This is a genomic window from Bacillus sp. GW823-FHT06A11 (assembly GCF_058795355.1).
Map to the genome: position 1 here is coordinate 752101 of NZ_JBXAHS010000001.1, position 12913 is coordinate 765013.

At 33.2% G+C, this 12913-nt stretch carries 15 protein-coding genes; 4 read left to right on the plus strand and 11 right to left on the minus strand.

What is annotated here, in order from left to right; translation table 11 throughout:
• Positions 1–30: 30 nt before the first annotated feature.
• From AC1Q8L_RS03575 to AC1Q8L_RS03600, 6 genes are all read right to left on the minus strand, one after another.
• Positions 31–711 (minus strand): prolipoprotein diacylglyceryl transferase family protein, encoded by a 681-nt coding sequence (locus tag AC1Q8L_RS03575; protein WP_000454852.1) that lies wholly within the window; start codon positions 709–711, stop codon positions 31–33.
• A gap of 17 nt (positions 712–728) precedes the next feature.
• A complete protein-coding gene (locus AC1Q8L_RS03580) occupies positions 729–1283 on the minus strand; it encodes a TlpA family protein disulfide reductase (protein WP_000719879.1) in 555 nt (184 codons plus the stop codon).
• Between the two features lie 18 nt (positions 1284–1301).
• Positions 1302–2015: a cytochrome c-type biogenesis protein CcdA gene (gene ccdA, locus AC1Q8L_RS03585; protein WP_000990437.1), complete on the minus strand. Its 714-nt coding sequence runs from the start codon at positions 2013–2015 to the stop codon at positions 1302–1304.
• Between the two features lie 53 nt (positions 2016–2068).
• Positions 2069–2881: a M56 family metallopeptidase gene (locus tag AC1Q8L_RS03590; protein WP_098311808.1), complete on the minus strand. Its 813-nt coding sequence runs from the start codon at positions 2879–2881 to the stop codon at positions 2069–2071.
• Between the two features lie 4 nt (positions 2882–2885).
• Positions 2886–3299 (minus strand): BlaI/MecI/CopY family transcriptional regulator, encoded by a 414-nt coding sequence (locus AC1Q8L_RS03595; RefSeq protein ID WP_000495052.1) that lies wholly within the window; start codon positions 3297–3299, stop codon positions 2886–2888.
• Between the two features lie 107 nt (positions 3300–3406).
• Positions 3407–3805 (minus strand): DUF3942 family protein, encoded by a 399-nt coding sequence (locus AC1Q8L_RS03600; RefSeq protein WP_000347529.1) that lies wholly within the window; start codon positions 3803–3805, stop codon positions 3407–3409.
• 392 nt (positions 3806–4197) lie between these two features.
• Here AC1Q8L_RS03600 and AC1Q8L_RS03605 point away from each other — a divergent pair, with 392 nt between their 5' ends.
• Entirely contained in the window at positions 4198–4896 is a 699-nt protein-coding gene (locus AC1Q8L_RS03605) for a peptidase E (RefSeq protein ID WP_098311809.1), read from the plus strand.
• A gap of 56 nt (positions 4897–4952) precedes the next feature.
• Here the strand turns inward: AC1Q8L_RS03605 and AC1Q8L_RS03610 are convergent, their stop codons facing one another.
• The 3 genes from AC1Q8L_RS03610 to AC1Q8L_RS03620 form a co-directional block, all read right to left on the minus strand.
• Positions 4953–6362, minus strand: coding sequence for an MATE family efflux transporter (locus AC1Q8L_RS03610; RefSeq protein WP_000804127.1), 1410 nt, complete (start codon positions 6360–6362; stop codon positions 4953–4955).
• 97 nt (positions 6363–6459) lie between these two features.
• The gene (locus tag AC1Q8L_RS03615) at positions 6460–7224 is read right to left on the minus strand and encodes a DUF2087 domain-containing protein (RefSeq protein WP_001280271.1); all 765 of its coding nucleotides are present in this window, start codon (positions 7222–7224) and stop codon (positions 6460–6462) included.
• Positions 7225–7589: 365 nt separating this feature from the next.
• The gene (locus AC1Q8L_RS03620; RefSeq protein ID WP_000221431.1) at positions 7590–7751 is read right to left on the minus strand and encodes a hypothetical protein; all 162 of its coding nucleotides are present in this window, start codon (positions 7749–7751) and stop codon (positions 7590–7592) included.
• Positions 7752–7914: 163 nt separating this feature from the next.
• Here AC1Q8L_RS03620 and AC1Q8L_RS03625 point away from each other — a divergent pair, with 163 nt between their 5' ends.
• Positions 7915–8337, plus strand: coding sequence for a PH domain-containing protein (locus AC1Q8L_RS03625; RefSeq protein ID WP_000669072.1), 423 nt, complete (start codon positions 7915–7917; stop codon positions 8335–8337).
• Positions 8338–8432: 95 nt separating this feature from the next.
• Here the strand turns inward: AC1Q8L_RS03625 and fumC are convergent, their stop codons facing one another.
• Complete coding sequence (gene fumC / locus AC1Q8L_RS03630; protein WP_000456608.1) at positions 8433–9821, minus strand: class II fumarate hydratase; 1389 nt, start codon at positions 9819–9821, stop codon at positions 8433–8435.
• 191 nt (positions 9822–10012) lie between these two features.
• On the opposite strand from fumC, the gene AC1Q8L_RS03635 reads away from it, so the two are divergent.
• Together AC1Q8L_RS03635 and AC1Q8L_RS03640 are read left to right on the plus strand one after the other, a co-directional pair.
• Entirely contained in the window at positions 10013–10723 is a 711-nt protein-coding gene (locus AC1Q8L_RS03635) for an SDR family NAD(P)-dependent oxidoreductase (RefSeq protein ID WP_000759552.1), read from the plus strand.
• Between the two features lie 16 nt (positions 10724–10739).
• Positions 10740–11120 carry a MerR family transcriptional regulator gene (locus AC1Q8L_RS03640; RefSeq protein ID WP_002153132.1) on the plus strand — a complete coding sequence of 127 codons (381 nt, stop codon included), beginning with the start codon at positions 10740–10742 and terminating at the stop codon, positions 11118–11120.
• Between the two features lie 40 nt (positions 11121–11160).
• On the opposite strand, the gene nhaC is transcribed toward AC1Q8L_RS03640, so the two are convergent.
• Entirely contained in the window at positions 11161–12564 is a 1404-nt protein-coding gene (nhaC, locus tag AC1Q8L_RS03645) for a Na+/H+ antiporter NhaC (protein WP_000843992.1), read from the minus strand.
• Between the last annotated feature and the right edge of the window lie 349 nt (positions 12565–12913).

Sequence of the window (12913 nt, forward strand, 5' to 3'; positions counted from 1 at the left end):
AGCCATATACTCTCTGTACATGGCTATCTTTTATTTTTTCGGCACCAACAAAATCCCTAAACTAATAATAAAAAGGCTCATTATTTGCTCTGCTGATAGACCAAACAGAACCGAATTTTGTTCACTAACAAGCGAAATAATAATATGAGCAAACCCCTCAATAATTAGAAAAACACTTATATTCTTTCCATTTCCGAGCCTTTCATTTTTCATCCATAACAAGCCCATTATACAAAGAGCAAGGCTGATCTCATATACGAAAATAGGATGATATAAAAGTTTAGATTCATATATTTTCATTCCCCATGGTAGTGTCGTTTGTGCACCTACTTCATGATGTAATAGAAAATAAAAGATAATACTCACACACAGACCAAAAGGCAATGCATCAAGTAAAATACGAAGCGAAAATTGCTCCTTTTTACTTTTCCAAACAATGTATACACTCGCAATCACGCATCCTACTACAATATGTTGCATACTTCCAACAGCTAATATTGCTTGCACTGGCGCCCCAAAGGCCCATACAGGATTTAAAATTGATGGTGCAAACTTCCATACAAATACGATGATAAGAAAAGCATTTGTTACGGCATCCATCATTTTTTCATATGATACATTTTGATGCCTCATCTTTCGTTTCATCAACACAAATCCAAATAGACTTCCAATTATAAGAGATATGGGTTGTAACCTCACTATCCACTCCATCGTCACGAAATCTCCTTTTAATTCTCAATTAATTTCTTAAATTTCTTTTCTAATTGATCTGGTGGTAATACACCTCGTACATGATCTACTATAATTCCATCTTTATTAACAAAAAATGTCGTCGGTAAAGAGAATACTTTATAATCTAGTCCAGCTACTCCGTCCATATCTAATAGAACAGGAAACTCAAACCCATAGCGATTAGCAAATGCGCTTGCTTCTTGTACTGGGTCACTAACAGTTGCATTCACCGCAAAAATTTCAACATCCTTTTTATATTTATCATACATATGAACTAAATCAGGTGCCTCCATTTCACACGGTCCACACCATGATGCCCAAAAATTAATAATATATGGTTTTCCCTTAGCATCATTTAACGACTGCAACTTTCCGTCTAATCCTTTTAATGTGATGCTAGGTGCTTTAAAACCGACTTGTGGTAATACTTCTTTCTCCTGTAACTCTGCTTGCTTTGCTTTTCTTTCCTTTTCTTCTTTCTTTGAATTATAAAAGTTAACCCCCGCCCAAACGAGAGCACCTACTAGTATAATAGCAATTATTTTCTTCACTTTTCTTCCTCCTCATTTTTAAAAACCTGTAAATCCACCGAATAGACGAATAAAGAATGCTGTAATTTTCGTCATTTGATTTGTATACAATAAAATACCCGTTACAATCATCATTCCACCGCCAATTTTCATCATGACATTGGCATATGTAACAATCCATTTTACCTTCCCAATAAAGAACGCCATCACGAAAAATGGAACCGCAAACCCAAGAGTATACGCTGTAATATAAAGAAGTGCCCCTTCAGGATTCGTCGCGCCAAGCATGAGTACAGCTGAAAATATTGGTCCAACACATGGCGTCCAACCCGCTGCATATGTCATACCGACTAAAATCGAGCGAATAAATCCAGTCGATTTACTTCTATACTGCAACTTTTTCTCTGCCATAAGCCACTTAGGCTGAAACAAGCCCGTCATAAATAGCCCCATTAAAACAATAAAAATCCCACCAATTTGTTGAATCAATTTTTGGTTAGATGAAAATGTTATTCCAATCCAACTTACCGATAAACCTAACGCGTAAAATATAACCGAAAATCCGATCATAAAAAATACTGTATGTATAATCGCTGATTTTTGCATAATCCCACGATTTTCTTTTAAATCTTGAATAGACACACCTGTAATATAAGATAAATAAGATGGATATAGCGGTAAAGAGCACGGTGATATAAATGACAATACTCCCGCCCCAGCCACAAGCCAAATTGTTAAATCTGCTGCATTCATTTTATTCCCCCTTAAACACTACAACGAGTAGTGTTTATTCTAAAAATAAGAGGCTATATGCACTCTCCGACAATAAGGACAACCGACACACAGAATAAACCTACTGTTACATATACCGAATTCGTATGTAACGGAATAGTAAGCTTAACAACCTTTTCATTTAACACTTGCTCGATTCGTAAATTTATTGCTGTTCTTGCAAATGAAGCTGTAACACATCGATTTTCCATTGTCTTTATTTTAATTAATTTTAATAACGCGCTACCTAACTCAAATGAAGATTCCATTTTTCGCATCGCATATTTATCTGCTGCTAACTCTTGATACGTATGATATCGTTGTAACAATCCTTTTAATATCGGGATGTACATCATCCCTTCTGCTAATAGCGTAAAACAAAATAATTTTAACGGATCACGATTATTTTGATGATATTCTTCATGGAAAATAATTGCATCCATTTCTTCATCTGAAAATGTCTGAAGCATCCCTTCTGACATGACAACTTTCGGACGAAATAGCCCAACTGTAAATGCCGCAACTTCCGTAGTCGGTAATATATATATTTGTTTTCCTTTTCGGATGAAAGGGATAAGTACTTTTTGTAATTTTTTACTATAAAAAAATTGTCGCCAAATTCTTTTGCACACGATTAATACAGTAAGTAATAATAATCCAGCGATTATAATACGAATCAGCGATAATTCTTTCATATGTTTTTCTAACTGGAACAAACAAAAACTTGAAAGAAAGAACATCTTATTTTGAAACAGAAATGGATATGTAACGTAATACAGTAACAAGCTGAAAAAGAGGGTACTAACAATTACTGCTAACAATAAGATTTTACGCATTTGCCATTTCATTTCATTAATCCTCTTTTTTTAACTGACTCAATTTGTCTTCTAACTTTTTTATTAAAGTCGGATCAGCCTGCTCTAACTCATCTAACATATGATTTACAACTAAATCTCCAAATTCCCCCATCAATTCCTGTGTCATTTTCTTCGTTTGATTGGATAAGAATTCTTCTTTCGTTTGTACAGCACGATATATGCCACTTCTTTTCACAGTCTGTTTTTCTAAGTGTAATTTCTCTACTAACCTGTTCATAACTGTCATAACAGTGTTAAAATTCACAGGTGATTCTTCACTTAATTTCTGCTGCACTTCTTTAATCGTAATACCATCGCTAGACCAAACAATCTCCATAATTTTTGCTTCAAGCGGTCCAAAGAAATGATTTAACCCGTGCTCATTTAACTTATAGTTTTGAGTAAACATTGTACAACTCCTTTCACACTACGAATTGTAGTATAAATTAAATGAAAGGTCAAACGTAAATGATATATACGAAAATTAACTACCTATAAATACATAGGCTATTCCATTCATTTTAAACCTAATTTTTCTCCAAATGTATCAAAAAGGTACTGCTCTAATATTTGTACACTAAACTTCTCATTACGCCCAAGGGCAAATAATTCCCGATCTTTCGCTACGATAGTATCTAACGGAATAACTACATTATCCACTATTTTTACAATTTCGATTATATTACTTTTCACATTCACTTCTGTTTTAAATTCAACGTTTTCTAACACTATATGTGAACGTCTTCCTGATGCAAAAAAAGTAAAATTAGGATTTTTAACAACGCCAATTTCAGTCTCTAACGCATATAAATAGTGAAAAATTACATCTCTATGTCCATCTTTTATTATTTTTTCATCCTTCTCATCGTCTAAGTATTCTTTCAGCTTCGTTGTAAATTCAAATCGAAAATCCACTTTTTTCACGCTCCTTCTTTGTATTTCATATTAAATAAATATATTGAAATAATTTTACCATATTGTAATAAAACTTCCTATTAAAAGTAAAAAGTGTTTTAGAAAATCGCTATTATTTCCGATACCCTTTTAAAATATAAGTATAAATTCAATATGAATGAATGCGTCATTATATCTATTTAAACATATTTTTTCCATATTTTGAAACATTAGTATGAAATATTATATATCAATGAATGGTTTCTAATGCATTGGTATATATAGTCAGTAGTTTCTTTACTATTCCGATATACTTAAGCTATACTTTCTAATTATTGATTACATTACGGAAGGAATGTAACTCTCTTCTATCGAATTTTTATATAACAAAAATGATTAGGTGGTGCTTTACTATGAAATTAGCTGTCATTGGTGGCGGTGATTTACAAGATTTAAATCACTTGCCTATTAATGAACGCCTTATAGAATTAACAAATAAACAGTACCCAAAAATATTGTTTATTCCAACGGCTAGTCATGATGATGAAAGCTATATAAAATTATTTTTAGACACGTTTGAAAAACAATTACATTGTGAAGTACAAATTTTACGTACTACAACAGATTCACCTTCAAAGTATGAAATAGACGAGATGATTCATTCAGCCGATTTAATTTATTTAGGTGGCGGGAACTATATTCACATGCTTACGCAATGGAAAGAACATAGACTCGATGAAAAATTATTATTGGCTCTGCAGCAAGGAACACTTATTGCTGGTTATAGCGCTGGTGCTATGTGTTGGTTCACGTCTAGTATCCGATCAGATTATGAAGGTTCTGGTTATATAGAGAGTAACGGATGGGGTATTGTTAATAAAAGATTTTGTCCACATTATAATCAATTAAACAGAATGAACGCCTTCCATTCCTTTTTACAAAATCATCAAGGGAATATAGAAGGAATTGCACTGGAGGATAATTGCGCTTTATATATTACAGAGGCATCCTTTGAGATTATCGGTGAACCGGAAAAAGCGTGGGAGTTTTATATGAGTGATAAAACACTCATTAGACAACATTTTGATATAACTTTAAAAAGCTATTTGTAAACCTGCACTTACGAAAAAATGTCCCTAAGTCTAATAACTTAGGGACATTTTTCTATTTAACTAACTAATCGTGTAATTCGTTTCTTTTGCCATGAAAGCTTATAATATGCATACTGTAATATTAAGCTGACAATAAATGCTGCTGGATACCCGATCCAAATGCCTTCTATTCCAAGACTTGTATGGTAAGAAAGATAATATGCTACGGGTACTTCTACAAGCCAAATTGAAACAACTCCAATAACAGTTGGCCAAAGTACTGTACCGCTCGCTCGCATTGTCGCACTAATAATTTGTGCATGACCGAAAATTAAATAACTCCATAACGTAATCATAACTAAGCTATGAGCAATTTCAATTGTAGTTTGACTCGTTAAAAATAGTGATAAGATGTCTCTTGAGAATAAGTAAATAAGAGATATTAACACACCACCGATGACGTAGTTCATAATAATTCCAGCCTTCACAACTTTCTGCAATCGATCAAATTGATTCGCACCAATCGATTGTGCCGCAAAAATGGAAACTGTAATACCAAGGCTAACTGCTGGCATTTGTACATAACTTGCAACTTGATTCACAACGCCGTAAGCAGCTGTTGCATCCGAACCGTAACGATTTACAAATGCGATTACGGCAATCTCAGATAATGATACTAATATCATATTTATACTTGCTGGTATACCGAGCCTTAGCAATAGCTTTAATAACTCCCCATCCATTCGAAGGTATTTTCTAACCGTGCCATCTAGTTGTAATGGGTGATTTTTCTTCTTTAAATACACAAGCATGACAATAAACGTAATAACTGTAGATATAACAGATGCATAGGCCGCTCCATACACATCTAATTTCGGCGCTCCTAACCATCCAAAAATAAGAACTGGTAATAAAATCATATTTAGCGCTGTACTTACAATTAAAAAGTAAAATGGCGTTTTAGAATCTCCTGTACCTCTCATAAATGTTGTATATGCGAAATATAAAAATAATACTGGCATCGATATAAATAAAATCCGTGCATAATGTACACTTATTTCAATAATATTTTCTGGCGTTCCCATTAGACGCATAATATCCATCGCAAAAATACTGCCTATTATCGCCAACACAACTCCAATAATAAAGGTAAACGTCAACGTCGTACCAACGATAGCTTTTAAACGATCTTCGTTTTTAGCACCAAACGCCTGACCAATTAAAATAGAGCTTCCTGAACCGATACCAATTACAAATGAAACGAGCAAGAAAAATAATGGGAAGAATGCTGATATAGCCGCTAAATCATTAACTCCAAGCCATCTTCCTACTACTACCATACCAAATAATTGTCCAACTGATTGTAGTACATTACTTAATAATAACGGTACTAAAAACATCGACATCGATTTCCAAATCGGTTTACTCTCACTTTCCAACTTATGTGACTCCGCACCTTCTTTATTGTTATCTGCAGGTGGTTTCAAATTTCATTTCTCCTTTTATTAAACATCTATTTTCAATCTCTATCTCTTTGTATAGTTGTTATAATACTGTGCCTCTATTCATTTTCTTTTCGTATAATTATAACTTCACCCAATATTGACTTCCATCGGCTGTTCGATCTAAAAATCCATATTCGATTAAATATCTTCTTAATGTTACAAAATCAGGGTATACATTTTCTATCACTGTATTTACTTCTTTTTCAGTATACTTTTTATTACTATCAAACTTCTTCACTAAATGGCGCAATATAATTAATTTACGCTTTTGTTTCTTCGGAAATTTAGAGAGAGGTCCATCTAATCCTTCTGTAAAATGAGCTTTTAATACTTCATCATTTTCTTCTTCCGTAATATTGTATCGATCATCCACCATCGTTGCTGTTCTATGAATTGGCACAAATTTCGTTTGTACTTTTGATTTTTCTTCTGATAATTCCATTAGCGCTAAAAATACTTTTGCTTGCTTCATTTTCTCTCGCAGTGTAAATCGATGATTACGAATTGTTGATGTACTTCCGCCATCCATTTCTTTTACAATTTCTTTATCATTCAGTCCCATATGGAAAAACTGAACCATTTTCTTTTGTAAATCCGTTAAACCAGTAAATTTCTTATCCATATTTAACAAATAATCAAACATAGACGTATGCTCATTTTGAATATGCAATTGGACGAACTTCTCTGCTTCATACAAAATTTGGTTATCTTGATAAATAACACCTTTAATAAATGTTTCACCACAAGCTAAGCAAATGTACTCCTCTTTTTCTTCATCAAACACATACCCTTTCTTTAATTCCTCTATTGACGCATCCCAAAACTTCTCTGAAATATCACTCATACTAAACACTCCTTTAAAATGTTTATTTAAAACCAAACAAATCAGCATAACGTTTATTATCACTTCACCATCTTATCACAACGCAAACAAACATTTCAATGTTTCGTTTACCCATTTTATAAACTTTTATAAAAACATCTAACAAAAGGGTTTAATACAACGAAAAGCGAATAAGTTTATACAAATTCATTTTATAGGATGTGAAATAGAACTTAAATATTCTTCAAGACCCTTAGTTTACCGTTAAACAAATTGCACAGAATACATATGCGATTAGTGAATATGGGACTGGTATTCACTCATTCCAAAACTTCAGTATTCAATTTTAACTACAAAAAAGATGTTTTCGTATAAGAAAACATCCTTTACTTTTTATATATTCTATTTACAGTCTCTACTAAAACCTTACTTGCTTTTACAAATGTATGCTTTCGATTTCTATCTTCAACAAATTTATTAGCACAACTACTCATAATCATCATACAACTAATTATGACTAACGCTATCTTTCTATTCTTGTAAGTCACTTCATGCCACTCCACTATTACAAAACTTCTTTTGAATTTATCCCATCAAGAAATTTTACATGAATAATAAAACGTGCGAATATGCAATTCTGCATATTCACACGTTTTATCACAATGTTATGATTTAATTTAGTTAAAGAACAAGTATACCGAGGTGACTAACTTGAAGTTTAAAGCGAAAAAAAATCCATTCCACGTCATTTTCATTACATTATTTATAATTATTTTTTTCGTTTCGTTATTCTTCCAAAATGAAAATTCTATTTTTTTCACTCTCATGATGCTATTAAATATCGTGAATCTTTCTTCATTCTATTTCTCTCACTACAACGTAACGGAATCATCTCTTGTTGTAAAACACGGTTTCATACTTCGTACTGAAATCCCATTTAAAGACATTCGCCATATTAAGTACTCTGGCAAAAAACTTCGTTCAAAAAAATGGACTAGGCAACAATTAGAAATTAATTATAATTTATTTGACTCAGTGACCACTTTCGTACCACAAGAAGAAGAAAAATTCATTTCACTCTTAAAAGAGAACTGCCCACAGATGAAAGTAATGAATACGCCTGCTAACAAATAATATATTTTGAAGCTTGCATTATTGCAAGTAGATGAAACTTAAAAATGGACATCAAAAAAGCCAAGATTCTATACTAAGAATCTTGGCTTTTTCTATTACTCTTTTGGAGCAATCATTTTCTTTGGATCTACAATTTCATCAAATTGCTCTTCTGTTAGTAGTCCAGATTGCAACGCTGCTTCTTTTAAAGTTAATCCTTCTTTATGAGCATGCTTCGCAATTTTCGCTGCATTTTCATATCCGATATGTGGGTTTAGCGCTGTTACAAGCATTAGTGAACGATTCACATTTTCATTAATTACTTCTTCATCTGCTTCAATACCAACTGCACAATTGTCATTAAACGAAACAATTGCATCCGCTAATAAGTGAGCTGATTGTAAGAAGTTATAAGCAATAACAGGTTTAAATACATTTAACTCAAAGTTACCTTGGCTCGCAGCAAATCCGATTGTTGCATCATTCCCCATCACTTGCGCTACAACCATCGTTAATGCTTCACTTTGCGTTGGATTTACTTTACCAGGCATAATAGAGCTCCCTGGTTCATTTGCTGGAATAATAATTTCTCCAAGACCACTACGTGGACCACTTGCAAGCCAACGTACATCGTTAGCAATCTTCATTAGATCCGCAGCTAATGCTTTTAATGCACCGTGAGTATATACAACTTCATCATGGCTCGTTAATGCATGGAACTTATTTGGTGCAGAAACAAATTGTTTACCTGTAAATTGACTAATTTCCTCTGATACCATCTCACCAAATTTAGGATGAGCATTAATACCTGTTCCAACCGCAGTTCCACCAATTGCTAACTCTTTCATATATGTATTGCTCTCTGCAATCATACGCTCTGTTTTTTCAAGCATACGGTGCCATCCGCTAATTTCTTGCCCTAAAGTTAACGGCGTTGCATCTTGTAAATGTGTACGACCAATTTTTATAATATGTTCAAATGCAGTTACTTTTTCTGCTAAAGTTTCTTTTAATTTCGTAATTGCTGGTAATACGTGATTTTCTACTGCGATTACACAAGCTACATGAAGAGCCGTTGGAAATGTATCATTTGAACTTTGTGACATGTTCACATCATCATTCGGATGAATATGTACGTCAGATCCCTTCTCTTTCAAAATTTGATTCCCACGATTTGCAATTACTTCATTCACATTCATGTTTGACTGTGTACCACTACCTGTTTGCCATACGACAAGCGGAAAATGTTCATTCCATTTCCCTGCAATCACTTCATCCGCAGCTTCTACAATTGCTTCTGCTTTTTCTTCTGATAGCTTTCCTAATTTTTGATTGCTAAGCGCTGCACTCTTCTTTAAAATTGCAAATGCTTTTACAATTTCAAGCGGCATTTGCTCTGTTCCAATCGGAAAGTTTTCTTTACTACGTTGTGTTTGTGCTGCCCATAATTTATCAGCTGGAACTTTTATTTCTCCTAATGTATCTCTTTCAATTCTGTACTCCATGTTTTCATCCCCTTGAAAATATAATACCTACATCTCTTATAATAACAGACTTCCTCTTAAATGATAAGAATTCTCACTCTTATATATAGATATTCTATATTTATTTTTAAAAATTCCTCTTGACCTAAACTTAAGTTTAGGCTGTATCCTTTCCATTGTAACCTACTATAACACTACTGGAGGAATTCAATATGAAAAAATATGCTTTTATAACAGGTGCGAATAAAGGAATTGGATATGAACTTGTTCGTCAATTAGCAGAAAAAGATTATCACGTATTTTTAGGTGCTCGTAATGAACAACTTGGACAACAAGCCGTAGAATCTTTAAATGTTTCAAACGTTTCCTATATTCAAGTAGATATTTCAAATTCACAATCCATTCAAGAAGCAACAAAGAAAATTTACGAAACGACTGACCACTTACATTTATTAATTAATAACGCAGGCATAGCGCTAGACTTCAATACGCTACCTAGTGAATTAAATATTGAAACTTTACGCCAAGGATTTGAAGTTAACTTTTTTGGAACTTTCCAAATGATGCAAGCCTTTTTACCATTATTAAAGAAATCAAGCAACAGTAAAATCATAAATGTAACAACTGACATGGCCTCACTAACAATGTTTGCTAATGGTGAAACACATCCAATTAATACACTAGGATATAATTCTTCCAAAACAGCTATTAATGCTTTAACATTAGCTTTTAGTAAAGAATTTGCCACTAACGGTCCAGAAGTATTTGGAGTAACTCCTGGTTTTACAACTACGGATCTTAATGGAAATTCCCCCGGTGGCCATACAACCACTGAAAGTGCTAAAATTATTATTAAATATGCATTAAGTGAAACAAACTATAATGGTAAAATATTTAACAAAGATGGCATTATACCTTGGTAATAAAAGGATGAATGATATGTATTATACAATTGGGCAAGTCGCCAAAATGCAACATTTAACTATTTCTCAAATACGTTATTACGATAAACAAGGACTGTTTCCTTTTCTGCAAAGAAACGAAAAAGGAGATCGAGTTTTTGATGAAGAAGCACTGAAATATTTAGAGATGATTTTGTGTTTAAAAAACACTGGTATGCCAATTCAAAAAATAAAACAATTTATCGACTGGTCTATGGAAGGAGAATCTACCATCCTTCAAAGGTTAGAATTAATGAAACAACAGGAGACCAATGTCTTACAGCTCATTCAAGACACTGAAAAAAACTTAAAAAAGATACAACAAAAAATTGCTAAATATGAGAATGAAATAACTTCAGAAAATGCTATAAAAAAATAAAAAAATCACCTTCTACATATTGTAGAAGGTGATTTTTATTTTATGATGCTTGCTTTCCTTTATCTGCATCATCTACATACCAGATGAATTTGCCTGTATATCCGTAAATAACTGCTAAAATTAACGATACGAAGCTTAACCACATAAACGGAACGTATGAGAACGTTGCTACACCCAAAATACCAGCCATAAAAATACCATTATCAGACCATGGAACCATACCTGAAGTTAACGTTCCACCTACTTCTGAGTTACGCGCTAATACACGACGGTCTATTTTTAATTTATCATAGCTATCTTCCATAATTTTTGGTGTTAAAATTAGTGATACATACATCGCACAACCAAATATATTAGCTAAGAATGCCACGATTAATGTAGACAATGTTACATTACCTGCAGAATTTAATTTCTTCTCAAATTTTGATACGATTACTTTTAAAACACCTAATTTTTCAAGTAATCCACCAAATCCTAAACCGAAAATAATAACGGCTACTGAGCCAAGCATGCCGTTAATTCCACCACGGTTTAATAACTTGTCAACAAACTCAACACCAGATTGAATTGAGAATCCGTTATAAGCTGTTCCAATCGCCTCTCCAAAGTTCATCCCTTGGAAAAGAGTTGCCCAAATTGCACCAATTAAAGCTCCCATTGCAATTGTTGGCATAGACGGTTTCTTCATCGCTAATAGAACGATAACAATGACCGCCGGAACAAGCATCCATATTTTAATATCAAATTGCTTTAATAAAGCTTCTTTTAAAAATTCTACTCGATTCAAATCTACATTATCGCCGCCATACATCCAACCAGCTACAGTAAACATAATACTAGTAATAATATAAGCCGGAACATCTAATACGAGCATAGCTCGAACGTGAGCAATAACATCTACTTTCGCCATAGAAGCTGCAAGAACTGTGCTATCAGAAAGTGGTGATAATTTGTCGCCGAAATAAGCTCCTGAAAGAACTGCACCAGCAACAAGCGGAAGTGGTAAACCAAGTCCTTCACCAATCGCCATCATAGCAATACCTGCTGTTCCCACTGTTCCCCAAGACGTTCCTGTTGCGATAGAAGTTATAGAACAAATAATTAATGTTGCTAATAGGAATATGCTAGGGTGAATAAATTCTAATCCATAATAGATTAATGTTGGTACTACCCCACCAGCAATCCATGTTCCAATTAAAGCACCTACTGCAACTAAAATCAGTATTGCTTCTAATCCGTTAGAAATCCCTTTCGTAATTGCATCTTGCAATTCTTGATAACGAAATCCTAATCTTAATCCAAGCGCAATTACTAAAAACCATGAAATAAATAGCGCTAATTGAATTGGGAGATCAAAAATCGTTTGGAAGGAAAAGACAACAGCAAGAAATAGTAATAAAAGAACTATGATTTCTAGCATCGATGGTAATCTTACACTTTTCATTTTTTTCTCTCCTTACAAGTCGATAACATGACGTATGTCGTCTTACATGTATGTAATATACAATTAGCGAAGACAAAACAAAATTTTCATATTATTTCGATTTATTTTTCCAGTATAATATATTCACAACCCTTTCTATTGTAAAAGTAGATTACGTTTTTCGCAATGAAAAATATAAAAAATGTTGTATTTTTATTTATCCCGATATTTTCAGCCAATAAGACCTCCGCCTTAAAATTCAGTAAGTGCAAAGCACTTAGGTAAGAAATTAACTACTGTAAAATTCCGAATTGATATGAACGTATTAAAGCTTCACTTTATTTACAAAGAAAAATCCCATACTAACTTT